Origin of the sequence: Aeromonas sp. 600886 (genome assembly GCF_049174935.1) — a bacterium.
GTDB lineage: Bacteria > Pseudomonadota > Gammaproteobacteria > Enterobacterales > Aeromonadaceae > Aeromonas > Aeromonas veronii_A.
In genome coordinates, this window is sequence record NZ_JAAKUB010000025.1 from 41,428 (window position 1) to 65,657 (window position 24,230).

Genomic DNA, 24,230 nt, shown 5'->3' on the forward strand with positions numbered 1-24,230 from the left:
GTGGCCTCATGATCGTTTGACGAGGAGCCCTCAGGCGAGGGCTCGCTGAACCTGCGGTGCCGTGCCAAACCAGGCGAGCTGGTCGGCCAGAGTCACCACCGAGCCCACCATGATCAGCGCCGGGCTCTCGACCCCCACCGCCAGCGCGGGCAGCTCATCAAGGGTGCCGCGAATGACCCGCTGGCAGGGTTGAGTGCCGCGCTCGATCAGCGCCACCGGGGTGCTGCTCGCCTTGCCGTGGGCCAGCAGCTGCTCGCGGATGGTGGCGCAGGATGAGAGTCCCATATAGAACACCAGCGTCTGCTTGTCCTTGGCCAGCAGCGGCCAGTCGAGATCCCGGGCGCCCCCCTTGCCGTGGGCGGTGACGAAGCGAACGCTCTGGGCGTGGTCGCGGTGGGTGAGCGGAATGCCGGCGTAGGCGGCGCAGCCACTGGCTGCGGTGATGCCGGGCACCACCTGAAAGCCGATGCCGCTGCCGACCAGCGTCTCCAGCTCCTCGCCGCCACGGCCGAAGATGAAGGGGTCGCCCCCCTTCAGCCGCACCACCCGCTGGCCTTTCTTCGCCTCCTCCAGCAACAGCTGGTTGATCCCCTCCTGCGGCACGCAGTGGTTGCCCGCCTGCTTTCCGACGAAGATGCGCTTGGCGTCGCGGCGCACCAGCGCCATCACCTCGTCGGAGACCAGCCGGTCATAGACCACCACGTCAGCCTGCTGCATCTGGCGCAGGGCGTGCAGGGTGAGCAGGCCCGGATCGCCGGGGCCAGCCCCCACCAGCACCACCTCGCCACGGGAGTGACTTTCATCGGCAAACAGGTTGTCGGCCAGCTGGTGGGCAGAGGCGTGATCGCCCCGCGCCAGTGCCTGCCCGAGTTGGTCTGCCCCGAGCAGCCGCTCCCAGAAGCGGCGCCGCTCCCCCATGCTGGCGAAGCGGGCCTTGACCCGCTCCCGCAGGCTGCCGGCGAAGGCCGCGACGGCACCCAGATGCTGGGGCAGCAGGGCTTCCAGTTTTTCCCGCAGCAGCCGGGCCAGCACCGGCGCCTTGCCACCGGAGGAGATGGCCACCATCAGCGGCGAGCGGTCGATGATCGACGGCATGATGAAGCTGGAGCGTTTCGGGTCGTCCACCACGTTGGCAAAGATCCGCCCCTGATTGGCGCTTTGGTAGACCAGCGCATTCACCTCGCGCCGATCGGTGGCGGCCACCACCAGCCACTTGCCCGCCAGTTGCTGCGGCGCAAATTCACCGGCCAGCCACTCGATGCTGCCGTTGGCAGCCAGCTCCGCCAGCTCGGGGTCGAGCTTGGGCGCGACCACTGTGAGCTGGGCACCGGCATCCAGCAGCAGGCGCGCCTTGCGCTCCGCCACCTCGCCGCCGCCGACCAGCAGCACGGGTTTGTTGTCGAGTCGGCAAAAGATGGGCAAGTAGTCCATGGGGCCTCCGGATCAGGCGGTTCGGGTCTGGTTGGCGGTGCTGGTGGTTTCGCTCACCGCGACCGGTCGCTCGGCCTTGGGGGTGGCATACCAGTAGCCGAGGCCCATAAAGAGGGCGCCGGAGACGGTGTTGCCCAGGGTCACCCACAGCAGGTTGTGGCCGATGCCGCCTAGGGTGTAGGCCTCCGAGTGGACGCCAAACCAGGAGAGGGCGAACAGGGTCATGTTGGCGATGGAGTGCTCGTAGCCGGAGGCGATAAAGGCCAGCAGGCACCACCAGATGGCGATGAAGCGGGCGGCTCCTTCGGTGCGCAGCGCCATCCAGATGGCGAGGCAGACCAGCCAGTTGCAGAGGATCCCCTTCATAAACAGGGTCAGGGCCGGTGCCTGGGTTTTGGCCAGTGCCACCTTGTGGGCCAGACTGCCCGCATCCGGCAGCAGGCTGCCGCCGTAGGAGTAGATGAGCGCCACCACGATGGAGCCAATCAGGTTGCCGGCCCAGGTCTGCGGCAGGATGCGCAGCAGGTCGGCCATGGTGATCTTGCCCGTCTTCACCCCGAAGGTGAGGAACATGGTGTGGCCGGTAAACAGCTCGGAGCCGGCGATGATCACCAGGGTCAGGGCGATGCCGAAGGTGGCCCCCATCACCAGCGGCCGGATGGCGGGATCCACCAGATTGCCGAGGGTGAAGATAAGGATGATGCCGAGGCCCACATAGGCCCCCGCCATGGCGGAGCTGAGCCAGAAGCCGAGCTTGTCGCTGCGCTCGAAGCGGTTGATGCGGGCCGCGTTGGTGGCGCACTTGCTGATGGTTTCCGTGTACATCTTGTGAGTCCTTGAAAGGGCTGCCCTCTGGCAGCCCGAAAGAGAGTGAATTTGGCTTTAGACGGCGACCCAGACCTGCTGATCGCGCACTTCAACGGGATAGCTCTGCACCGACATCGCAGGGTTGTCGAAGCAGTGGCCATCGCTCAGGCGAAAGCGCTGCTTCTTGAGCGGGCTGGCCACCCAGAGCTCGCCGTCGTGTTCGCAGATCAGGCCCCGCGACAGCACGTTGGCGGCGAAGAAGGGATCCCGGTTGTCGATGGCGAACACCTCGGCGGCCGCACTCGGGCGGAACAGGGCAATCTGGCGACCTTCAATGAGTGCACAGACACCGGTGCCCGGCAGGATGTCGTTGAGTTGGCAGGCGAATTTCATCATTTGGTTTCCACTTCGATCTGGTAGACGGGGATGCGCTCGGCCGGGGTCGCCGGTCGGTGCTGGTCGCGTTCGCTGACGAACTGGACGTCCGGGTCACGCTTGTCGCTGTTGATGAAGTGGCTGAAGCGCTTGAGCGCCTCCTCTTCATTAAGGGTGCGCGACCATTCGCACTCGTAGCTGTCGATGAGGGTCTGGATATCGCGCTCCAGCGTCTCGGCCAGCCCCAGCTTGTCGTCGACGATCACCTCGCGCAGGTAGTTGACGCCCCCTTCCAGATTGCCGAGCCAGACCGATGTGCGCTGCAGTTTGTCGGCGCTGGTGACGTAGAACATCATAAAGCGGTCGATCAGCTTGATGAGGGTTTCGCGGTCAAGGTCAGAAGCCAGCAGATCGGCGTGGCGCGGTTTCATGCCGCCGTTGCCGCCCACATAGAGGTTCCAGCCCGCATCGGTGGCGATGATGCCGACATCCTTGCCCTGCGCTTCCGCACATTCGCGGGTACAGCCGGAGACGCCAAACTTCATCTTGTGCGGGGTGCGAATGCCCTTGTAGCGGTTCTCGAGGAAGACCCCGAGGCCAACGCTGTCCTGCACGCCGAAGCGGCACCAGGTGCTGCCGACGCAGGTTTTGGCCATGCGCAGTGCCTTGGCGTAGGCCTGACCTGTCTCGAAGCCCGCCGCCAGCAGCTTGCGCCAAATGGCAGGCAGATCATCCTTCTGGGCCCCGAACAGGCCGATGCGCTGGGCGCCGGTGATCTTGGTGTAGAGCTTGTAGTCGCGGGCCACTTCGGCCACCGCCAGCAGCCCCTCCGGAGTCACTTCGCCACCGGCCATGCGCGGGATGACGGAGTAGCTGCCGTCCTTCTGCATGTTGCCGAGGAAGATATCGTTGGTGTCCTGCAACGGGATGTTGCGCGGGCTCAGTACATGCTCGTTCCAGCAGGAGGCGAGGATGGAGCCGACGGTCGGTTTGCACACCTCGCAGCCATAGCCCTGACCGTGCTTGGCCAGCAGCTCGTCGAAGCTCCTGATCCCCTCCACCTTGACCAGATGGAACAGCTCCTGACGGGAGTGGGGGAAGTGTGCGCAGAGGTGGTTGTTGACCTCGATGCCTTGCTTCACCAGTTCGGCGTTGAGCACCTGACTGATGAGCGGCACACAGCCGCCGCAGCCGGTACCGGCCTTGGTGTGCTGCTTGATGGCGGCCAGCGTGGTGTGACCCTCGGCTACGGCCTTGGCGATGTCGCCCTTGGAGACGTCGAAGCAGGAGCAGATCTGGGCGCTTTCCGGCAGGGCATCTACCCCCAGCGTCGGTTTGGCACCGGCGTAGGCGGGCAGGATCAGGGTATCCGGGTGGCTCGGCAGCGGCAGGGCGTTGAGCATCATCTGCAGCAGGTTGCCGTAATCTTCCACGTCACCCACCAGCACGGCGCCGAGCAATCGGCTGTTGTCTTCGCTCACCACGATCTTCTTGTAGACGCCAGCCTGATCGTCCTGAAACACATAGCTGTGGCTGCCTGGGGTGCGACCATGGGCATCGCCGATGGAGCCGACGGAGACGCCGAGCAGCTTGAGCTTGGCGCTCATGTCCGCCCCCTCGAAACGGCTGTCGCCGCCGAGCAGATGGTCGACGGTGATCTGGGCCATCTTGTAGCCCGGCGCCACCAGCCCGAAGAAGCGGCCCTGCCAGGCGGCGCACTCGCCGATGGCGTAGATGTCGGGGTCGGAGGTGAGGCAGTGATCGTCGATGACGATGCCGCCGCGTTCGGCGATGGCGAGATCACCGTAACGGCCCAGAGTATCTTGCGGGCGAATACCGGTGGAGAAGACCACTACGTCCACTTCAAGCTGGCTGCCGTCGGCGAAGGCGAGGCGGTGTTTCGCCTGCTCACCGCCATGCATCAGGATCTCGCTGGTGCTCTTGCTGGTGTGTACCTGCACGCCCATGGATTCGATCTTGCGGCGCAGCAGCTGGCCGCCCTGACCGTCGAGCTGCTCGGCCATCAGCACAGGAGCAAACTCCACCACGTGGGTCTCGAGACCCAGCGCCTTGAGGGCACCGGCCGCTTCAAGGCCAAGCAGACCGCCCCCGATCACCACCCCGCTCTTGCCACTCCTGGCGGCGCTGCGAATGGCTTTCAGATCCTCGATGGTGCGATAGACGAAGCACTCGTGGTGCTGACTGCCCGCAATGGGCGGCACCCAGGGGTAGGAGCCGGTGGCCAGCACCAGCTTGTCGTACCCGACCACAGAGCCCTTGTTGGAGTGCACTTCGCGGTTGGCCCTGTCGATTTTTTTCACCGCTTCGCCGAGCAGCAGGCGGATGCCGTGCTTGTCGTAGAAACCGGGTTTGACGAGGGAGAGATCTTCGCTGGTGTGATGGGAGAAGTAGGAGGAGAGATGGACGCGATCGTAGGCGGGACGGGGTTCTGCACCGAAGACGGTGATCTCGTAGCGGCCCGGCTCGGCCCGCTCGATCAACTCTTCGATGAAGCGGTGCCCCACCATGCCGTTGCCCACAACGACCAGTCTGACTTTGCTCATGATTGCCTCTAGTTTGGAGTAATAAAACATCATTCTGGGGCTAGGCTACCCAGTCAGTCGGGGCGGGCAATTGATGCAAATCAAGTGTCTATTTATATATCTCGTCAGGGGTAATTCGATAAAATTCAAAGATATACAAAAATAGGTATACCAGTTGATGATTTCTGCGCTGGCTTGGAGTGAGGGGTGGTGGAGAGCAAGAGCGCTTTAGCAAAAGCCGGGGAGTGAAAACTTCTGTCGGAAAAAGCCGATCTCGCACTGGGCGAGACCGGCATCAGCCGAGCAAGGCTGCACGTCAGGCGATATGGCGGCGGAACATGGCGAGCGCCAGCGACAGGGTGACGCCGGCGATGGCGAGCAGCGGCCAGAGCAGGGGCCAGGCGGCCGACCAGTCGAACCCCTTCAAAAAGACCCCCTTGAGCAGCACGATGAAGTGGGTGAGGGGGTCGATGGCCGCCAGCCACTGGAACACCTGCGGCATGTTCTCCACCGGTGAGATGTAGCCCGAGAGGATCACCGCCGGGACGGTGAAGGAGAAGACCCCGAGAAAGGCCTGCTGCTGGGTCGAGCAGAACGACGAGATGAAGAGCCCGATCCCGGCCAGTGCCAGCCCGTAGCAGACCATGCCCGCCATCAGCAGACTGAGGCTGCCGGCAAAGGGGAGGTGAAAGACAAAACGGGCGGCCAGCGCGACTATGCACCCTTGTCCCACCGCCACCATGATGCCGGGCACCGCCTTGCCCGCCATGATCCAGCCCGCGGTGAGGGGCGAGACCAGCAGCTGATCGAAGGTGCCCTCTTCCCGCTCCCGCGCGACCGAGAGGGCGGTGACAATCAGACAGCCGGTGGTGGTGATGATGGCTACCAGCGCTGGCAGGATATGCCAGTGGAACTCGACGTTGGGGTTGTAGAGGTTACGTACCGCCAGCTCGGGTTGCCCTTTGCCCTCACTTTGCCAGCGGGCGATAACCTGACTGATGTAGCCAGCCGCCACCTGACCGCCGTTGGAGCGACGGCCATCGATAATCAGCTGCACCTTGGCCGGTTCGCCCCGCGCCAGCCGGCGCGAGAAATCCCCCGGAATAATCAGCCCGAGCAGCGCCTGCTGCCCGGTGATGGCCTCGGTCATGCCCGCCTCGCCCTGCACCGGGATGATGGTGGTGAAGGCGGGCATATGGGTGAGGCGCTCCAGCAGCTCGCGGCTCTGGGCACCGCCATCCTGGTTGTAGATGGCCAGCGTGTTGCCGGTCACCTCCAGAGTGGCGGCGAACGGGAAGAGGGCGGTTTGCAGCAGCACCGGCATGATGAGCAGAAAGCGCCCCTGGGTATTGCCCATCAGGGCCTGCAGCTCTTTTCGGATCAGCCACCAGAGTCGGATCAGCATGGGTTACTCCAGAGTGCGCCGCGTCTTGCGGGCGGTCAGGGCCAGCCAGAAACCGGCCAGCAGCAGCAGACAGAAACCGTTGACCAGCAGGATCGAGAAGACGCTGCCCGCCTGATAGAGGGTCTGCAGGGAGCTTGCGAAGTAGCGGGCCGGAATGAGGTGGGTGATGGCCCGCAGCAGCGGTGGCATGCTGGCGATCTCGAAGACGAAGCCCGACAGCATCACGGCGGGCAGAAACGCGGCGATCAGCGCTGCCTGCGCGGCGTTGAACTGGCTGCGCATCACGGTGGAGAGAAACAGCCCGAGTCCGAGGGCGCTGCCGAGAAAGACGCTGGTGACCAGAAAGAGCAGCAGCAGGGAGCCGCGCCACGGTACGCCCATCACCGCCACCGAGAAGAGCAGGCAGAGCAGCATGGCGATGATGCCAAGGCCGTAGTAGGGCAACAGCTTGGAGAGCAGCAGCTCCCCCTTGGTGACCGGGGTGGCGAGCAGCGCCTCCATGGTGCCACGCTCCCACTCCCGCGCCACCACCAGCGAGGTGAGCAGGGCACCGATGCTGGTCATCACCACCGCAATGGAGCCCGGCACCAGAAAGTTGCGGCTCACCAGCGCCGGGTTGAACCAGGCGCGGCTCTCTATCGACACCGGCATGGCAACCCCCTCGCCGGCGAGCCACCCCTGCCAGATCCCCTGCACATAGTTGGTGACGAAGTTGGCGGTGTTGGGCTCGGAGCCGTCAGTCAGCAGCAGCGCCTGCGGCGTGCCATTGCTCTGACCGGCCATGGCGCGGGAGAAGCCGTCATCGATCACCAGCAGGCCGCGGATCTCGCCACGGGCCAGACTGGCGAGCAGGGACTCCCTGCTCGGGCCGCTGTGGATCTCCAGCGCGGTTGAGCCGCGCAGGGCCTGCTCCAGCCGCACCGCCGGGGCGCCGCTATCGGTACGCCAGATGCCGAGGCGCAGGTGGTCCACATCCAGATTGATGGCGTAACCCATCACCACCAGCAGCACCACCGGCATGATGAAGGCGATGAGGATGCTGCTTGGGTCACGGACGATTTGCAGCGTCTCCTTGCGGCAGAGGGCCAGCAGTCGCCGACGGTTGATGCTCATGCTTCCTCCTCGCTGGCCCGTTCGACCAGGGTGATAAAGGCCTCTTCCATTGTTGGCAAAGAACAGGTCGGCAAGGAGCCGGTTGGCAAAGAGGTCGCCGCCTCTTTGGCGGCCAGCCCCTTGAGATCGTCCGGAGTGCCGAGCGCCAGCAGCTTGCCGCGATAGATGAGGGCAATGCGGTCGCAATACTCCGCCTCGTCCATAAAGTGGGTGGTGACCAGCACTGTGACGCCGTGGTCGGCCAGCGCGTTGATGTGAGACCAGAACTCGCGCCGGGTCACCGGATCGACCCCGGAGGTGGGCTCGTCGAGAAACAGCAGCGGCGGCTCGTGCAGCAGGGCGCAGGCCAGCGATAAGCGCTGGCGCAGGCCGAGCGGCAGGGATTCCGCCTTCTGATCGAGCCAGGGGGCGAGGGCAAAGGCAGTCACCATGGCATCGATCCGCGTCTGCTGGTGGCGGCCGAACAGGCCGTAGATACCGGCGAAGAAGGAGAGGTTCTGGGCCACGGTGAGCTGCTTGTAGAGGGAGAACTTCTGCGCCATGTAGCCGAGGCGCTGGCGCGCCGCCGAGGGGCTGTGAGCCAGATCGATGCCGGTCACCAGCGCCTGTCCCTCGCTCGGGCGCAGCAGGCCGCACTCCATCTTGAAGGTGGTGGACTTGCCCGCCCCGTTGGGGCCGAGCAGGCCGAAGATCTCGCCGCGGCGCACCGCAAAGCTGACATCATCGGTGGCGGTAAAATCGCCGAAGAGCTTGGTGAGGTGGCGCGCCTCGATCACCGCCTCGGGGGAGACCCCCTGCGGCAGTTCGGCCTCCCGCATCCCCGCCGCCAGACTCGACTCCCCGCCGGGGCCGCCGCCGAGCAGGTCAATAAAGGCATCCTCCAGCCGCGGCTGGGCCGGTTGAAAAGCTCCGTTGGCCAGCTGCAGCTCCGCCAGCGGCGGGGGCGTCATGCCCGGGTGCAGCAGCAGGCGCACCCGCTCCCCCGCCACCGCGCCATCCATCACCGCCGGGTGAGCCAGTGCCCGGCGCAGCAGGGCGCGCCGCTCGCGGCCATCCAGTTGCCCCGCCTCCAGCAGCCAGCAGCGGCTGGCCATGGCTCCCATCAGATCGGCCGGCGTGCCGCTGGTGCGCACCTCGCCATCCGCCATCAGCAGCACGTGGTCGCACAGCTCCGCCTCATCGAGATAGGCGGTACTCCAGAGCACCGTCATCCCCCCCTTGGCCAGCTCGCGCACCATCTGCCAGAGGGCGCGGCGGGAGATGGGATCGACCCCGACCCCGGGTTCATCGAGCAGCAGCACATCCGGGGTGCCGAGCAGGGCGCAGGCCAGCCCGAGTTTCTGCTTCATCCCGCCAGAGAGCTTGCCTGCCGGTCGTGCGGTGAAGCGGGCAAGATCGGTGAAGGCGAGCAGCCGCGCGAAGGTGGGCGTGCGTTCGGGCTCCAGTACGCCGCGCAAGTCAGCGTAGAGGGTGAGGTTCTCCAGCACGCTGAGATCCTCGTAGAGGCCGAACTGCTGGGGCATGTAGCCGAGGCGCTGGCGTAGCAGATCCCCCTCGCTCACCGGATCCAGCCCCAGCACCCGGATGGTGCCCGCTTCGGGGATCAGCAGACCGGCCAGCAGGCGCAGCAAAGTGCTCTTGCCGGCGCCGTCGGGGCCGACCAGCCCGGTGATGCCGCCAGCCGGAATGGTGGCCGAGATGGCGTTGAGGGCGACCCGCTCGCCAAAGCGTTTGGTGAGCCCCTCAAGGGAGATGGCGCAGCTCATGGCGCCAGCCTGACGGTGACCGGCATCCCTTGGCGCAGGGCCGGGTCGGGATCCTGCACCACGATGCGCAGCCGGTAGACGAGGTGAGTGCGCAGGTCCGGCGTCTCCACCGATTTCGGGGTGAACTCGGCGGTCGGCGAGACAAATCCCACCACCCCGTGATAGGGCTTGTCCGGCCGCGAGTCGGTGGTGAGGGTCACTTTGGCGCCGCTCGGGAAGTGGCCGAGCCAGGGCTCTTCCACATAGGCGCGCACCCAGACCGGCGCAGTCAGGGAGAGATTGAAGGCGGTCGCTCCGCTCTGCACCATGCTGCCGTTCTCGATGGCGCGGCTGATGATGATGCCGTCGCTGGGGGCGGTCAGGCTGGCATCCGCCAGCGCCAGTTCGGCACTGGCGAGCGCCGCTTTGGCCCCTTCCAGCTGGGCATCGGACTGGGCGATTTCCTCCGGGCGGTAGCCGGTTTCGAGCTGGGCGAGCTGTTCGCGTGCCGAGCGTACCTGCGCCTGGGTCTGATCCCGCTGGGAGCGGGCGGTATCGAGCTGACCGCGGGAGATGGCGCCGGTGGCGGCCAATGCGCTCTGGCGGCGCCACTGCTGGTCGGCTTCCAGTGCAGCGGCTTCGGCGGCGGCCAGTGCGGCCCGGGCGCGGTCGGTCTCTTCGCTGCGATAGCCTTTGTGGATCAAGGTGTTGGCGGCAGTGAGCGCGGCCAGATTGGCGCGGGCGCTGTCGCGGCTGTGGGTGAGGGGAACCGGATCGAGGCGGGCCAGCAGTTGACCGGCTTTTACCCTATCCCCCTCATCGACCAGTATCTGATCGACGCGGCCGCCGACCCGAAAGGCCAGATTGACGTCGCGAATATCGACGTTGCCGTAGAGGATGGAGCCGTCAGCCGGGCGCCCCTGCCACCAGAGGTAGCCACCGATAACGGTTAGCAGCAGGGCTGCGATGGCAATGCGTTGCTTCATAACGCTTCTCCTTGAGGATGGCGCTGTAACCAGAGGTAACCACTGGGAACCGCCAGCAGCAGAGCTACCATCGCGATGCGTTGTTTCATGCCGCTTCTCCTTCCTTCATGTCGGTGGGGCGCAGGCCGCGTAGGGCCCATACCAGCCGCTGTCTGGCGGCCTCGGGGCTGTCTATCTGGCTGAGAAAGGGGCCGGCCTGTTCGGGCAGCCAGCCGAGCTGACGACCGCTGCCGGCGATCACCAGCGGCAGGCCGACCGACCCCATGATGAAGATCATCAGCTGGAGCGGGTGACCCGCGACCAGCGAACCTTCCGCCTGTGCCATCCGTACCTGTTCGATCAGCAGCAGGGGATGGCGGCGCGGCAGGCTGAGCAGAAAACGCTGGGCTGCCCCTTCGCCCGCCAGCGCATCACCAAACAGGTGGTTGATAAAGCCGCGCTGGCGCGCCACCAGCCCGATCAGCGCCTCCATGGTGGCCTCGAACATGGCGATGGCGGAGGGGTAGGAGCCCTTGGCTGCCACCGCCTTGAGTTCGTCATAGAGGGGGGCGTACCAGAGTTCGACCAGCTCGTCGATAAAGGCGTCGCGGTTGCCGAAGTGGTAGACAAAGGAGCCGAGGTTCACTTCGGCCGCCGCCGCCAGCTCGCGCACCGTCAGGCCGCGCAGCCCCTTCTCGGTGGCGATGGCGAGGCCGGTATCGAGCAGTTTCTGCCGGGTTGGATTCATCTTTCTGGTTCCTGCTGCACAGATTTATACATATGTATAAATCAATCACACAGAAGTTGATAGATCTTTTTTTGAGCAGATTTCAGCAGGGATGAAAAACGGCGGGCATTCGAAAGAGATGGTTTGAAAACGTCTTTTGATTTAATGGGTTGCCGCAGATAAGGGCCAGAATCCGTGTAGATGACGGAGGCGGTGGAGAAATAAAAACGCCTCCAAAAGGGAGGCGTTTTCAGATCCATCGATCGCGCTTACAGAATAAAGCGGCTCAGATCCTCATCCTCGACAAGCGCACCGAGATGGGCGTTGACGTAGTCGGTGTCGATGACAAAGGTCTCGCCGGACTTCTCGGAGGCGTCGTAGGAGATATCTTCCATCAGGCGCTCCATCACGGTGTGCAGACGACGGGCACCGATGTTCTCGGTACGCTCGTTGACCTGCCAGGCCGCTTCGGCCAGACGGCGGATGCCATCCTTGGTGAACTCGATATTGACCCCTTCGGTGGCCATCAGCGCCTTGTACTGATCGGTCAGGGAGGCGTTCGGTTCGGTCAGGATGCGCTCGAAGTCATCTGTGGTCAGGGCGGTCAGCTCGACCCGGATCGGCAGACGGCCCTGCAGCTCGGGGATGAGGTCGGACGGCTTGGCGATCTGGAAGGCGCCGGAGGCGACAAACAGGATGTGGTCGGTCTTGACCATGCCGTGCTTGGTGTTGACGGTGCAGCCCTCGACCAGCGGCAGCAGGTCGCGCTGTACCCCTTCACGGGAGACATCGGGGCCCGAGCTCTCGCCGCGCTTGCAGATCTTGTCGATCTCGTCGAGGAAGACGATGCCGTTGTTCTCGACAGCGGCGATGGCTTTCTGCTTCAGCTCTTCAGGATTGACCAGACGGGCCGCTTCCTCTTCGATCAGCGCCTTCATGGCCTCTTTGACCTTGATCTTGCGCTTCTTCTTCTGGTTCTGGCCCAGGTTCTGGAACAGCCCCTGCAGCTGGTTGGCCATCTCTTCCATGCCCGGCGGGGTCATGATTTCGACGCCCATCGGGGAGGCGGAGAGCTCCAGCTCGATCTCCTTGTCATCCAGCTGACCTTCCCGCAGTTTCTTGCGGAAGATCTGGCGGGTGTTGGAGTTGTCGGCTTTCTCTTCCTCACCCCAGGTGTTGCGCGGGTTGGGCAGCAGGGCGTCGAGGATGCGCTCTTCGGCGGCTTCTTCGGCGCGGTATTTCATCTTCTCCATCTCGGTTTCGCGCACCAGCTTGATGGCGGCATCGGTCAGATCGCGGATGATGCTGTCCACTTCCTTGCCGACATAGCCCACTTCGGTGAACTTGGTCGCTTCCACCTTGATGAAGGGGGCGTTGGCCAGCTTGGCCAGACGACGGGCGATCTCGGTCTTGCCGACACCGGTCGGGCCGATCATCAGGATGTTTTTCGGGGTCACTTCATGGCGCATCTCTTCGTTGAGCTGCATCCGGCGCCAGCGGTTGCGCAGGGCAACGGCAACGGCGCGCTTGGCATCGGCCTGACCAATGATGTGACGATCCAGCTCGTGGACGATTTCTCTCGGGGTCATCTCGGACATGATGGTGTTCCTGTATCCGGGGCGGGCAGTGCCCACCCCTTGGGAAATTGGGTTTGGCTGGTGGCCTTATTTGGCGGCGTAGTCCAGCACTTCGATGGTGTGGTTGCCGTTGGTGAAGACGCAGATGTCGCCCGCAATCTTGAGGGACTTCTCGACAATGGTCCTGGCATCCAGCTCGGTGTTTTCCAGCAGGGCGATGGCGGCGGACTGGGCAAAGTTGCCGCCGCTGCCGATGGCGATGAGATCGTGCTCCGGCTGCACCACGTCACCGTTGCCGGTGATGATGAAGGATTTGTGTTCGTCGGCCACGGCCAGCAGTGCTTCGAGGCGGCGCAGAGCGCGATCGGTGCGCCAATCTTTGGCCAGCGCCACGGCGGCGCGCTCCAGATTACCCTGATGGGCCTGCAGTTTTGCTTCGAAACGCTCGAGCAGGGTGAAGGCGTCGGCGGTACCGCCAGCGAAACCGGCCAGCACCTTGCCGTTATAGAGACGATGAACCTTGCGGGCGTTGCCCTTCATGACGGTGTTGCCAAGAGAGACCTGGCCATCGCCACCGATGACGACCTGACCGTTGCGGCGAACTGAAACTATGGTAGTCACTTTACTTACCTCGCTTGAGCCGAATGACGGCCTGACTGTGCATGGCAAGAAAGATGGGGATGGCAAACGGGCTTTTCAACCCTGCCTTTGGTCGGGATAAACGGGGTAATAAAGAGCGTGGGTGCGAGTGACACCAAAAGAGCAGGGCCGGGTGTTGCCACCCGGCCCTGCTGCACACTGTCCGCATTATGTTGTTTCAGACCAGACTACCGCTTGGCACACGATCACAGTTTGGCCATTGAACGTCGCCGAGGGAGAACCATACAGCGTGTAGCCTTGAGCTAGTGCCTCGCTGACACGAAAACAAAATGTCGCGTCATCAGGCCCAGTAATCAAGCGGTAAACCGGAAGGCCATTTGGTGGCTGTTTCGAATTTGTCATGTTCTGGTTCTCTGCTGGTTCAGCCTGACAGTATGCTAACCCTTCTTGGCAATGCAGCCGCTGATGCCGGAGCTCTGCAGCTTGCCGTTGGCCGCGTCGGCGGCCGCCTTGCCGTTGAAGGGGCCCACCATCACCTTGTAGACGGTACCGTTGGCTGTGTTGACCACCTGCAGGCTGGAAGAGAGACCGGCGGTGAAGGCGATACGTGCCTTGAGCGACTCTGCGGAATCCTGCGAGCGCAGAGCCGCGCACTGCATCATATAGCGACCGCTGTTGGCGGCTGCGGTCTGGGCTGGCGGGTTAGCCGCTTTGGCCTTGGCCGCTTCGGCCTGCTCCCGCTCCAGCTCGGCACGGATCTCCCGCTCCATTCGCTCCCGTTCGGCCTGGCGATCGATCACCTGTTCCCGAGCGCTGGCAACGGGCGCACCGTTGTCAGGCGTGGTCGCCGGATTGGTCTGATAGGGTTTGGACTGGCCGATGGGCGTCCCCGGTTGGGGAATGTCGGTCGGTACCGGTTGCGGCAGCTTTTCCGGCTGCAGGGTCAGAGTATCGGCGGGGGGCGGTGGCAGCACGCCCGGCTGGGGCGGTGGCTCGATAACATCGACCTGCTTGTTCTCAAGCCGTTCGATGTAGCTCCACTTCTCCTGTGGCAACCCGTTGTTCTGTGGTTTTGGCTTGTTGGCCTTTACCTGCTCTTCGATGGTGGGGGCGTCGCTGCCCTTGCCATTGATCATGTAAAGGAAGCCACCAAAGCCTGCCAGCAGTGCCACGACCAGCAGCACTGGAATAACAGGAAAGCGGCGAGGGGCCGCTTTCTTGGTATTGCGGCCACCCGCCCGACGTCGCGGGCGGCTGCCGACATAATCCCGGGTTGCCATCTATTACATGCGCTCCAGGGTATGGATGCCCAGTACGCCGAGGCCCAGTTTCAGCACCTTGGCGGTGGCGGCGCACAGCAGCAGACGGCTCTGACGGGTTGCTTCGTCCACGCCATCCTTGTTGATCGGGCAGGCTTCATAGAAGGTCATGAAGTTGCCGGACAACTCGTACAGGTAGGTACAGAGCAGGTGCGGCATGCCTTTGTCGGCCACGCCGTTGACAGCGTCGGAGAACTGGATCAGCTTCTGGGCCAGCACCTCTTCTGCTTCCTCGTTCAGGGTCACATTGCCGGTCAGGGTAGCGGCATCGACGCCAGCCTTGCGGAAGATGGACTGGATACGGGTGTAGGCATACTGCAGGTAAGGGGCGGTGTTGCCTTCAAACGACAGCATCAGATCCCAGTCGAAGATGTAGTCGGTAGTGCGGTTCTTGGAGAGATCCGCATACTTGACCGCGCCCATGGCGATGGCGTTGACCACCTGGGCTTTCTCTTCGGCAGAGAGGTCGCTGTTGCGGCTCTCCAGCAGCGCAGCGGCGCGCTCTTCCGCTTCGTTCAGCAGATCAACCAGCTTGACGGTACCACCGGAGCGGGTCTTGTAGGGACGACCATCCTTGCCCAGCATCATGCCGAAGGCGTGGTGCTCGAGCGGCACGGATTCCGGCACATAACCCGCCTTGCGGGTGATGGTCCAGGCCTGCATCAGGTGCTGGTGCTGACGGGAGTCGATGAAGTACATGACACGGTCGGCGCCCAGGGTTTCATAACGGTATTTGGCACAGGCGATGTCGGTGGTGGTGTAGAGGAAACCGCCATCGCTCTTCTGGATGATGACGCCCATGGCCTCGCCATCCTTGTTCTTGAACTCGTCCAGGAAGACAACGGTGGCGCCTTCGCTCTCGACCGCCAGCCCCTTGGCTTTCAGGTCGGCAACGATCTCCGGCAGCATGTCGTTGTACATGGACTCGCCCATGATGTCCTTGTTGGTCAGGGAGACATTCAGGCGGTCGTAGTTGATCTGGTTCTGTTCCATGGTCATGTCGACCAGCTTCTTCCACATGGTACGGCAGTACTCATCGCCACCCTGCAGCTTGACCACGTAGTTACGGGCACGCTCGGCGAAGGCTTCGTCTTCGTCGTAGCAACGCTTGGCCTGGGTGTAGAAGGCTTCCAGATCCTTGAGCGCCATGTCGCTGGCGTGCTCGTTGGACATTTTCTCCAGATAGGCGATCAGCATGCCGAACTGGGTGCCCCAGTCGCCGATGTGGTTGGCACGGATCACTTTGTGGCCGAGGAATTCCAGCGCGCGCGCAGCCACGTCACCGAGTACGGTGGAGCGGATGTGGTGCACCGCCATCTCTTTGGCCACGTTGGGGGCGGAGTAGTCCACCACCACGGTTTGTGGCGCGGGCAACCGTACGTTGGCGTTGGCAGAGGTCACCATGGCCTCGACCTGACCGGCCAGCCAGCGCTGGTCGAAGAAGAAGTTGATGAAGCCGGGACCGGCGATCTCGACCTTGGCGATCAGGTCGGAGGCAGGCAGGTGCTCGATGATGGCAGACGCCAGCTCACGGGGATTCTTGCGGGCCGGTTTGGCCAGCAGCATGGCCAGGTTGGTAGCCAGGTCGCCGTGAGCTTTTTCCTTGCATCGGTCTACTTGCACGCGGGCTTCCAGGTCCGCCGGCAGGACGCCTGCTGACTTGAGATTGGCTACCGTTTGTTCAAGTAGATGATGAATATGCTCTTTCATAACTGACCACCAAGGTTGCGCGTCGAAAAATGACTGATATATAAGGGCGTGAATTTTACCCGCATCGGCCCGAGAAAACTATAGGGATGACCCGCCGCTCGCTGTTGGGCGGATATTTCACTGCGTTTGGCGCCATATTCCAGAATATTGGGCGGAAATTACGGTGCTTATCCATTTCTACTGCATATCGAAGCGGCTTGTCCAGGCTATTTTCCCCTGATTGTTAAGGGTTTTTCCTTTCCGCTGACGGGAATGATCTCCTCCCTCTGGCCCGGCGTATCAACAGAGGTTCCCAACCGAGGAGTTTGCGATGCGACTGGCGCTGTTTCCCCTATCTGCCCACCTGCTGCCAGGCGGTGTCATGCCGCTGCGGATCTTCGAACCGAGATACCAGCGGATGATCGCCGAGGCGGGGGAGTCCGGCTTTGCCCTCTGCATGGTGGACCCTCGCCAGCCCGACGCCCTGCGCAACATGCTGCCCATCGCCACTCGGGTCACCATCATCGATTTCGACCGGCTGCCGGACGGCATGCTGGGGATCACGGTGCAGGGGGTGGAGCGGGTGCAGATAGAGGATCTGTGGCAGGAGCAGGATGGCCTGCGTATCGGCGAGGTGACGCCGCTGACGGCCTGGCCGCCCCGCCGGCTCCATCCCGATCAACTGCCACTGGTTGATGCGCTGCGGGAGGTGTTTGCCGATTATCCCGACTATGCCGCCCTCTATCCTGCCCCCTGCTGGGACGATGGCAACTGGGTGGCCCAGCGCTGGCTGGAGGTGTTGCCGATCCCCCCCGAGCAGAAGCAACTGCTGCTGGCTGCCGCCGACAATCAGCCCGCCATCGCCCTGCTCAAGGGGGTGCTGGTGGCCAGCCACTGATTTTTTCTGACCCGCTGATCCGCCAGCGCCGCAGCGCCGTACAAGTCATCACCACAGCATGTTCGACAGCACACCAAAGGGATGGCGCAATGGCATATACTGGCCAACCACACTCGACCATACGCAGGACCTCGCCCGTGATGGATAACCCGGATGGCGACCTCAAATCTCTGCTGATCAGGGTGGCAGAGCAGGCCGACAAGGCTGCTTTTGCCCGCCTGTTCCAACACTTTGCGCCGCGCATTCGCAGCTACGGCCTGCGCCACCTCGGCAGCGAAGCCAACGCCATGGAGCTGGTGCAGGAGACCATGCTGCTGGTATGGCAAAAGGCGCGCCTCTACCACCCCGACAAGGGAGCGCCGACTACCTGGATCTACACCGTGATGCGCAACCAGTGCTTCGACATGCTGCGTCGTCGTCGTGCCAGCAAGGAGGATCTCTGTGCCGAGGAGCTGTGGCCCGTGCTGGAGTTTCAGGCCGAAGAGGAGCATCTGAGCGGCGGGGAAGATGCGGTGCTGACCCGTCAGATGGCCCACTATCTGGGCACCCTGCCGGAGCCGCAACAGCAGGTGGTGCGTGGCATCTATCTGCAGGAGTTCTCCCAGCAGGAGCTGGCGGAGCGCCTTGGCGTGCCGCTCGGTACCATCAAGTCCCGCCTCCGGCTGGCGTTACAGAAACTGAAAGAGCAAGTGGAGCAAGGCCATGATTAAAGCCCATCCGACCAACCCTATGCTGCGCGCCTTCGCCGCCGACGAGCTCCCTCTGCCGCTGGCGGTGGGGCTCTCCGCTCACTGTGAACTCTGCCCCGATTGTGCTGCCCGACTGAAGACATTCGAAGAGGAGCTGGCGCAGCAATATCTTGCCTCGCCAGCAGAGCCCGAGGCGGACTCCCGGGATGAAGTGGGACTGGACGCCGGATTCGACGCCATGCTGGCGGATATTCTGGCGCAGCCGCTGGCAGAGCCCCTGTCCGAGTCAACATATGACCAGCCCCGAGCACAGCCCGGCGAGCTGGAGGTGGCCGGTCACGCCTACCGTTTGCCACGGGTGCTGGCCCGTTATCGTTCGCCCAAGTGGCGCCATATCGGGGCCATTCGTCAGCAGAGTCTGCCGCTGGACGAGATGGGGGCGCGCGCCAGCCTGCTCCATATCGAAGCGGGCGGCCGCATCCCCGAGCACACCCATCAGGGTTATGAGCTGACCCTGCTGCTGGCGGGCAATATTCAGGATGGCGATACCCTTTACAAGGCGGGGGATTTCATCTGGCGTGATGCCAGCCACTCACACAGTCCGCATACGCCCGATGGCTGCCTCTGCTACACGGTGCAGGATGCGCCGGTGCAGTTCACCAAAGGGCTGTCGCGGCTGCTGAACGGCATCAGCCAGCACCTCTATTGAGCACCATGACGCCATAGAAAAAGGGACCAAGTTGGTCCCTTTTTTCATTTGATTGCTGGTTGCCGGTCAGGCGACAAACACCAGATAGACGGCGAATGCCACGATAAAGCGGTAGATAGCGAACGGGATAAAGTCGATGCGGCGGATCAATGTCAGGAAGGTCTTGATCGCAAACATCGCTACCACGAAAGCGGTGATAAAGCCCACGGCAAACATCGGGAAGTCGGCCATCGAGAGAAAATCGCGGCTCTTGTAGAGATCAAGCCCGCTGGCCGCCACCATCATGGGCACCGCCATGATGAAGGAGAACTCGGCGGCGGCGTGACGGCTGATCCCCATCAGCATGCCACCACTGATGGTGGCGCCGGAGCGTGAGAAGCCTGGCCACAGCGCCAGACACTGGAACAGACCGATGCCGAACGCCTGTTTGTAGCTGATGTCATCCAGGGTTTCGGCTGTGACGGCCGGGCGGAACTTCTCGGCGATGATGAGCAGGATGCCCCCCGCGACCAGCGCGTACATTACGGTCTGTGGACCAAACAGGTTGGCCTTGATCCAGCTGTGGATGGCCAGACCGACCACGATGGCGGGCAGCATGCCGAGGATGACGTGGATCAGCGACAGGGTGGCATGATCCCGGGACGGCTTCTGGCCAAAGTGGATGCCAATCAGGCCAAACAGGCGGCGCCAGAAGACGGCGACTACGGCGAGTATGGAGCCAAGCTGGATCACCACTTCGAAAGTGGCAGCCTTGGGCCCTTCAAAGCCCAGCAGATGGCCGACGATAATCATGTGGCCGGTGGAGGAGACGGGGAGGAACTCGGTCAGCCCCTCGACGACGCCCAGAATAAAGGCGACCAGCAGGCTATAGGTGTCAGTCATCGAACAGAATCCTTGCTACGTTGATGCAAAAACGCCCCGGAAGGAGCTCGGGGCGGCTTATCTTGCTCGATAGTGACTGCTGAGGCTATGTAAAAATCATGAAACCTTTAAGTCAGTCGCGGATAAAACGGTAGCGGGTCTGGTGGTGATAACGCCCGCCCGGCAGCAGCCAGGGGTTGCCCAGCTCGGGCCGATTGGGGCTGTCCGGCAGCTGTTGCGTCTCAAGACAGAAGCCGTCGTGATCCCCGAGTGCCAGCCCCAGGTTGTATGAATGCTCATCAGTTCCTTTCGTTACGCAGCTTGAGCATCAGGACGGCGCAGGCCAGAGCGAGAGTGATGCTGTTTGCTATGGTGATGGGCATGTCGTTAGTGCGCAGGCCGTAGATCAACCATAGAAGTACGCCACAGCTGAAGACCAGATACATATTGGTTGAGATGGCCCTGGTTTCTTGGGTCTTTATTATGTGTATAACTTGCAAGGCAAAAGATCCTGTGGTCAGAAAGGCTGCACAGAGACCGAGGTTGGCGGTGTCGAGCCAGAAAACCAGAACGCAGAGAGCGATTGGCACAATAACGATATTGTGCCAGAAATAAACCGACAAATTTGAACTCCTCAAAGACCAATGGAGGCAATGGATATTTATTATCGTGTAATATACTTCAGCAAAAGTTTACCCAGTGGCTTTCGATGATTCATGTAACTTATGTTGATTGCTTTTCCTATGCGCAATGCAACGAAAAAATAATTTATCAATCATTGTAGTTTTCATGTTCTTGAATGGAATTTGCCAGTCAAGTTGAATGGATAGAGGCGCTCAATTCGACTGGCGTATATTTTATGGTAAAGCATTCATTGTTTTTATGTTAAAGAGACGAAATGGAACGCCATTTATTTAGAGCATGACGTACTTTGGCGTGCTTATCTTCGGTGAAATTGTAGCGGGTCATGATCATCACCCGTAATATGCTACCCAATATCGGCACAAGTGATATACAGATAAATAGTCCGTCCATCGTAGCCTGAGTCTGTGCCGCATTCGGTTGATAGCCAAGCCAGATCAGCAGGGTACCGGAAATACCACCTGCGATGGCCCAAGCCAGTTTGCCGGTAAAGGTCTGCCCCGAGAATGCGATGGCAGCGCAACGGCGGCCAGACTTTAGTTCTGCATATTCGATGGTCTCACTCAACATGGCCGAGATAAGCGGATTGGTGATGACGTTGGCCGCATGGATCAAGGCGAGGAAGCCGAACACCATTATCAGATTGTCGTAGCCTGTCGTATAGAAACCGATGCGTAATGCAATCTCCAGCAGAGTGAGTAGCAGGAAGAGATCACGTTTCCTGAGCTTGCTGGTCAATATCGGCATCAGCATACAGGCCATAGAGGTTGCCACACCGATAGAGCCCATCACCGAGAGCAGCCCGGCATCACCCATGTTGTAGGTGAAGAAGAAAATGTAGAGCCCGGTGGCCAGATTAAAGAACACGTTACAGAAAAAGGCGCCAAGTACATACGCCAACGGTTTGTTGGAACGCAGGACGCGGAAAGAGTCCCTAATGGTGATCTTGTCATTCGGATTGGGCTTGATGCGCTCTTTCATCTGGCTTGCTCCGAGCACCATCAGCGGCAGGGCGATCAGCATCAGGCAGATGGCACCTTCCATGTAGCCCTTGGTGCTGCTGGTTGCAGCAAACAGTTCGGTGAGCTTCGGGAATATGATGGAAGCACTGCCAATGCCGATATTGACGCCCAACATGGCGACGGTTACGGCCTTGGCTCGCTCCTGTGGCTCTTGGCTCATGACCGATGACATGGTCCAGAAAGGTACATCAGACAAGGTGTATATCATCCCCCACGCGATATAGGTGACTGCTGCATAAGCTACCTTGGTGGTCATGGGTAAATCCATGCCAATGAAGCTGAGAGAGGTGATCCCGGCAATCAAGAAGGGAACGAAAAGCATATATGGCGTGAATTTGCCACGTTTGAAATTAAGAGTGTCCATATAACCAGCGATAATAGGATCGTTGATGGCATCCCATACTCTGGCAATGAGGAAAATAGCCCCAGCTGCAGCGGGCGATATTCCAAGGATATCGGTGTAAAAATAGAGGATAAATGATCCCACCAGGCCGAAACTGAGGCATTGCCCGACGGCATAGCTGAAATATCCCACCAGCTCTCTATTGTGTATCTTTTGATCTGTCATCTGCCAACCTTTCCCAACATGAATGTGTTGTGAGGGGCGCCACTAGGGTGGCGTCCTCTTTTGCGTTATGAACGGGTCAATGTGCGGAGCAGTTCTATTTCACTGGCAGAGTAGGGGGTACCATCCTCCTCCAGCAGGTCGTGAAACCAGACCCTGCGGAAATCGGGGTCGATATTGCGAACGAAAGGCCATGGCAGGTGAGTTTGCGTCTTCCCTTTTACCAGACCCCATTGATAGGCACCTATTTTTAACTCTTTGAAGAGTGGCAGTTGTTGTTCCATCACGCTGCCGACATGCCTGGCCAGCCACTCTGTGCAGAGGAGCGGACGGCGATATTTGCTGACCACATCCAGAGAGATTTTCAGCCCCTCCATACGCTGATAGGAGTGGAAAGTGATGACATCCGATAGCTCCATAGCGCGCAGGTCGGTCGGATGAGTAAAGGTGTTTTCCGGAGTAAATTCCGAATCCCCCTGACCGATGCTGTAGGGTGCATGCCACGCGCCGACGGTGAGTGGCTGGGAGGGGTTCTCTTCTCGGGCCCAGACAAAAGCCAACTCCATCAGATAGTGGGCATATGTCTCCAGCGACTCATCGAAACGCACCTCGACATCGCCTTCCGAAAAGATGCCCCGGTTGGTCGGCTCATTGTACAGATCCCAGATAAAGATCCGCTCATCCTGTGCAAATGTACGTATCAGGTCGCGAATATAGTGTTCCACTTCGCGCCATTGGGTCGGGTCAATGACGACATTCCGACCGGGACTGGCCGCCGCCTGGCTATTGTGTACATCTTCCCGAGGTGGTTGCTGGCGGCCCAGATAGGGGTGATCGCCGGAGAAGCCACAGTCATCCATCAAGGTCATCATCACGCGGATATTGTGCTTGCTACACAGGCCAAGGAACTGCTCAATGCGCGCGAGCAGGCCATCCCGATCATGCTGCCAGACGATAAAGGGCAGATTGGTTCGCAGGGTGTTGTAGCCCAGTTTGTTGGCCCAACCCAGTTCCTGGTCAATGATGACTGGGTCGAAGGTTTCTCCCTGCCACATTTCGGTCCAGTTGACCGCTGTGCGGGGGAGATAGTTGAAGCCCAATAGCCAAGGTTGTTTGTTCCACCATTGCCAAGCTCGTTCTGTTGACCACTGTTGTATCGCCATCGGATATCCTTGCAACTAATTATTTAAACCTACAGCAATTAATATTAGCTAATATCTTTAGTTGCAAATCATGAAGGATAGAATTCAGGTATTAGTCACAAAATGAACAAATTTAGGGGGTTAACAGGCATGGCTGGCGAGCCATCTGTACTCGGGACGATAACCGAAAACCCTCTATCGTCCTTGTGGGCTGTTGTGCTGCTTGCTCATGTCCGTAATCATGAGTCATGATAAAAGATAAATAATTAATATTATTATCTGGGCGGTACTGCTCAAACTATGGCCATATCAATGAATAGTAAACGCATCACCATGAGCGCCATCGCTGCAGCTGCAGGTGTTTCCCAATCAACGGTTTCACTGGTGCTCAATGGTTCAACCACCATCAAACTGGCGGAGGAAACGCGGCGTAGAGTGCTTGAAAAAGCGGCCGAACTGGGTTACCAGCATAAGCGAGCTGAATATCTATCCAAGGGACCATCTGCTAGAAAAATAGCTTTTGTTTTCAATGGCCTGACTCCATATGACCCTTTTCTAGATGCGATCAATGCCTGCAATGAACGCGCTTGGGAGGCAGATCGCATGCTGGTTACATTCGATTATCGCAACAGCGCGGAGCTCACCAAGTTGATCGAGCAGGAGATCAATCAGGGGGATTATCTGGGGATGATTTTTGCCTCTTCCATGACACGACAACTTGCCGAGATGGAGCTCTCCCCGCAGGTGCCTACCGTTTTGCTCAACTGCTACCTGGAGGGCAGTGGCTCGTCCGAAAGTTATTCCATCCTGCCTGCCGATAAGCTGGCGGGTTACAAGGTGACGGCGCACCTGTTGGAGCAAGGCTGCAAACGAGTGGCTCTTATTCAGGGGGAGCCATGGATGGAGGCAAATAGTCTGCGGCTGGAGGGGTATCGTCAGGCGTTGATCAACCACGATTTGATACCGGATCCACAATGGGTGCGTGTGGGCAACTGGTCGCTACATGAGGCTTATGAACAGACTCGACAACTGCTGGCGCTGCCTCAGCCGCCTGATGGTATCTTCTGTTGCAGTGATTACATGGCTCAGGGTTGTTACCAGGCGATAGCCGAGGCGGGATTGCGCATCCCGGAAGACATTCTGGTGGCGGGCCATGATAACCAGATGCTGGCCTGCGAAATGGAGCCCCCTTTGAGTTCTATCGAACTACCTTACGACGAGATGGGTAAACTGGCGGTGGACACCTTGTTGCAACTGGCCCAAGGAGAGAAGCCCATCGCTTTACTGATGAAGCTGGAAGGGGAGTTGCTGATCCGTGCCTCGACCAAGGGTCAGCCAGTTAACAAAATTTGATCCTCTCTCGATGACCTGTTGCGTAGTGGTTCCTTATGCCACAGGGCGTGCCC

The 24,230-nt window shown here is 60.9% G+C and carries 22 protein-coding genes and 1 pseudogene; 4 read left to right on the top strand and 19 right to left on the bottom strand.

The genetic code is table 11. From position 1 onward, the window contains the following. Nucleotides 1–30: 30 nt before the first annotated feature. From cysG to argS, 14 genes are all read right to left on the bottom strand, one after another. Complete coding sequence (cysG, locus tag G5179_RS17240) at nt 31–1,431, bottom strand: siroheme synthase CysG (RefSeq protein WP_421258796.1); 1,401 nt, start codon at nt 1,429–1,431, stop codon at nt 31–33. A gap of 12 nt (nt 1,432–1,443) precedes the next feature. Beyond that, nucleotides 1,444–2,256, bottom strand: a complete 813-nt coding sequence (nirC, locus tag G5179_RS17245; protein WP_421258797.1) for a nitrite transporter NirC — start codon at nt 2,254–2,256, stop codon at nt 1,444–1,446. 57 nt (nt 2,257–2,313) lie between these two features. Beyond that, nucleotides 2,314–2,631, bottom strand: a complete 318-nt coding sequence (gene nirD, locus G5179_RS17250) for a nitrite reductase small subunit NirD (protein WP_039039697.1) — start codon at nt 2,629–2,631, stop codon at nt 2,314–2,316. Continuing rightward, complete coding sequence (nirB, locus tag G5179_RS17255) at nt 2,631–5,177, bottom strand: nitrite reductase large subunit NirB (protein WP_421258798.1); 2,547 nt, start codon at nt 5,175–5,177, stop codon at nt 2,631–2,633. The genes nirD and nirB overlap by 1 nt, the downstream gene beginning before the upstream one ends. A 295-nt stretch (nt 5,178–5,472) precedes the next feature. Continuing rightward, on the bottom strand, nt 5,473–6,561 hold the full coding sequence (locus G5179_RS17260) for an ABC transporter permease (protein WP_005355575.1): 1,089 nt from the start codon (nt 6,559–6,561) through the stop codon (nt 5,473–5,475). Between the two features lie 3 nt (nt 6,562–6,564). Further along, nucleotides 6,565–7,674 (bottom strand): ABC transporter permease, encoded by a 1,110-nt coding sequence (locus tag G5179_RS17265; RefSeq protein WP_421258799.1) that lies wholly within the window; start codon nt 7,672–7,674, stop codon nt 6,565–6,567. Next, nucleotides 7,671–9,440, bottom strand: coding sequence for an ATP-binding cassette domain-containing protein (locus tag G5179_RS17270; protein ID WP_421258800.1), 1,770 nt, complete (start codon nt 9,438–9,440; stop codon nt 7,671–7,673). The genes G5179_RS17265 and G5179_RS17270 overlap by 4 nt, the downstream gene beginning before the upstream one ends. Continuing rightward, on the bottom strand, nt 9,437–10,405 hold the full coding sequence (gene hlyD, locus G5179_RS17275; protein ID WP_421236191.1) for a secretion protein HlyD: 969 nt from the start codon (nt 10,403–10,405) through the stop codon (nt 9,437–9,439). Before hlyD ends, G5179_RS17270 begins: the two co-directional genes overlap by 4 nt. Before the next feature lie 85 nt (nt 10,406–10,490). Next, complete coding sequence (locus G5179_RS17280) at nt 10,491–11,132, bottom strand: TetR/AcrR family transcriptional regulator (protein WP_421204075.1); 642 nt, start codon at nt 11,130–11,132, stop codon at nt 10,491–10,493. A gap of 248 nt (nt 11,133–11,380) precedes the next feature. Further along, entirely contained in the window at nt 11,381–12,709 is a 1,329-nt protein-coding gene (gene hslU / locus G5179_RS17285; RefSeq protein WP_005340773.1) for an HslU--HslV peptidase ATPase subunit, read from the bottom strand. 66 nt (nt 12,710–12,775) lie between these two features. Further along, nucleotides 12,776–13,309: an ATP-dependent protease subunit HslV gene (hslV, locus tag G5179_RS17290; protein ID WP_005342555.1), complete on the bottom strand. Its 534-nt coding sequence runs from the start codon at nt 13,307–13,309 to the stop codon at nt 12,776–12,778. A 186-nt stretch (nt 13,310–13,495) separates the two neighbouring features. Then, complete coding sequence (locus G5179_RS17295; RefSeq protein WP_216952631.1) at nt 13,496–13,690, bottom strand: DUF1737 domain-containing protein; 195 nt, start codon at nt 13,688–13,690, stop codon at nt 13,496–13,498. A 35-nt stretch (nt 13,691–13,725) separates the two neighbouring features. After that, complete coding sequence (locus G5179_RS17300; protein WP_421258801.1) at nt 13,726–14,568, bottom strand: SPOR domain-containing protein; 843 nt, start codon at nt 14,566–14,568, stop codon at nt 13,726–13,728. A 3-nt stretch (nt 14,569–14,571) separates the two neighbouring features. Next, nucleotides 14,572–16,317, bottom strand: coding sequence for an arginine--tRNA ligase (argS, locus tag G5179_RS17305; protein WP_421258802.1), 1,746 nt, complete (start codon nt 16,315–16,317; stop codon nt 14,572–14,574). Nucleotides 16,318–16,627: 310 nt separating this feature from the next. On the opposite strand from argS, the gene G5179_RS17310 reads away from it, so the two are divergent. The 3 genes from G5179_RS17310 (at nt 16,628) to G5179_RS17320 (ending at nt 18,592) form a co-directional block, all read left to right on the top strand. Beyond that, on the top strand, nt 16,628–17,194 hold the full coding sequence (locus G5179_RS17310; protein ID WP_040069721.1) for an LON peptidase substrate-binding domain-containing protein: 567 nt from the start codon (nt 16,628–16,630) through the stop codon (nt 17,192–17,194). Between the two features lie 140 nt (nt 17,195–17,334). Continuing rightward, nucleotides 17,335–17,904 (top strand): sigma-70 family RNA polymerase sigma factor, encoded by a 570-nt coding sequence (locus G5179_RS17315; protein ID WP_005342561.1) that lies wholly within the window; start codon nt 17,335–17,337, stop codon nt 17,902–17,904. Beyond that, on the top strand, nt 17,897–18,592 hold the full coding sequence (locus tag G5179_RS17320; protein WP_421258803.1) for a ChrR family anti-sigma-E factor: 696 nt from the start codon (nt 17,897–17,899) through the stop codon (nt 18,590–18,592). Before G5179_RS17315 ends, G5179_RS17320 begins: the two co-directional genes overlap by 8 nt. Nucleotides 18,593–18,658: 66 nt before the next feature. On the opposite strand, the gene bacA is transcribed toward G5179_RS17320, so the two are convergent. The 5 genes and pseudogenes from bacA to G5179_RS17345 form a co-directional block, all read right to left on the bottom strand. Beyond that, nucleotides 18,659–19,474: an undecaprenyl-diphosphate phosphatase gene (bacA, locus tag G5179_RS17325; protein ID WP_069527669.1), complete on the bottom strand. Its 816-nt coding sequence runs from the start codon at nt 19,472–19,474 to the stop codon at nt 18,659–18,661. Between the two features lie 112 nt (nt 19,475–19,586). Next, nucleotides 19,587–19,718: pseudogene (locus tag G5179_RS17330) on the bottom strand (galactose-1-epimerase); the annotation flags it as partial. A gap of 34 nt (nt 19,719–19,752) precedes the next feature. Beyond that, entirely contained in the window at nt 19,753–20,076 is a 324-nt protein-coding gene (locus G5179_RS17335; RefSeq protein ID WP_421172454.1) for a SemiSWEET transporter, read from the bottom strand. 262 nt (nt 20,077–20,338) lie between these two features. After that, on the bottom strand, nt 20,339–21,685 hold the full coding sequence (locus G5179_RS17340; protein ID WP_227341614.1) for an MFS transporter: 1,347 nt from the start codon (nt 21,683–21,685) through the stop codon (nt 20,339–20,341). A 65-nt stretch (nt 21,686–21,750) separates the two neighbouring features. Further along, nucleotides 21,751–22,845 (bottom strand): 1,4-beta-xylanase, encoded by a 1,095-nt coding sequence (locus tag G5179_RS17345; protein WP_421206265.1) that lies wholly within the window; start codon nt 22,843–22,845, stop codon nt 21,751–21,753. A gap of 291 nt (nt 22,846–23,136) precedes the next feature. On the opposite strand from G5179_RS17345, the gene G5179_RS17350 reads away from it, so the two are divergent. After that, the gene (locus tag G5179_RS17350) at nt 23,137–24,177 is read left to right on the top strand and encodes a LacI family DNA-binding transcriptional regulator (RefSeq protein ID WP_421206264.1); all 1,041 of its coding nucleotides are present in this window, start codon (nt 23,137–23,139) and stop codon (nt 24,175–24,177) included. The last annotated feature ends 53 nt before the right edge of the window (nt 24,178–24,230 follow it).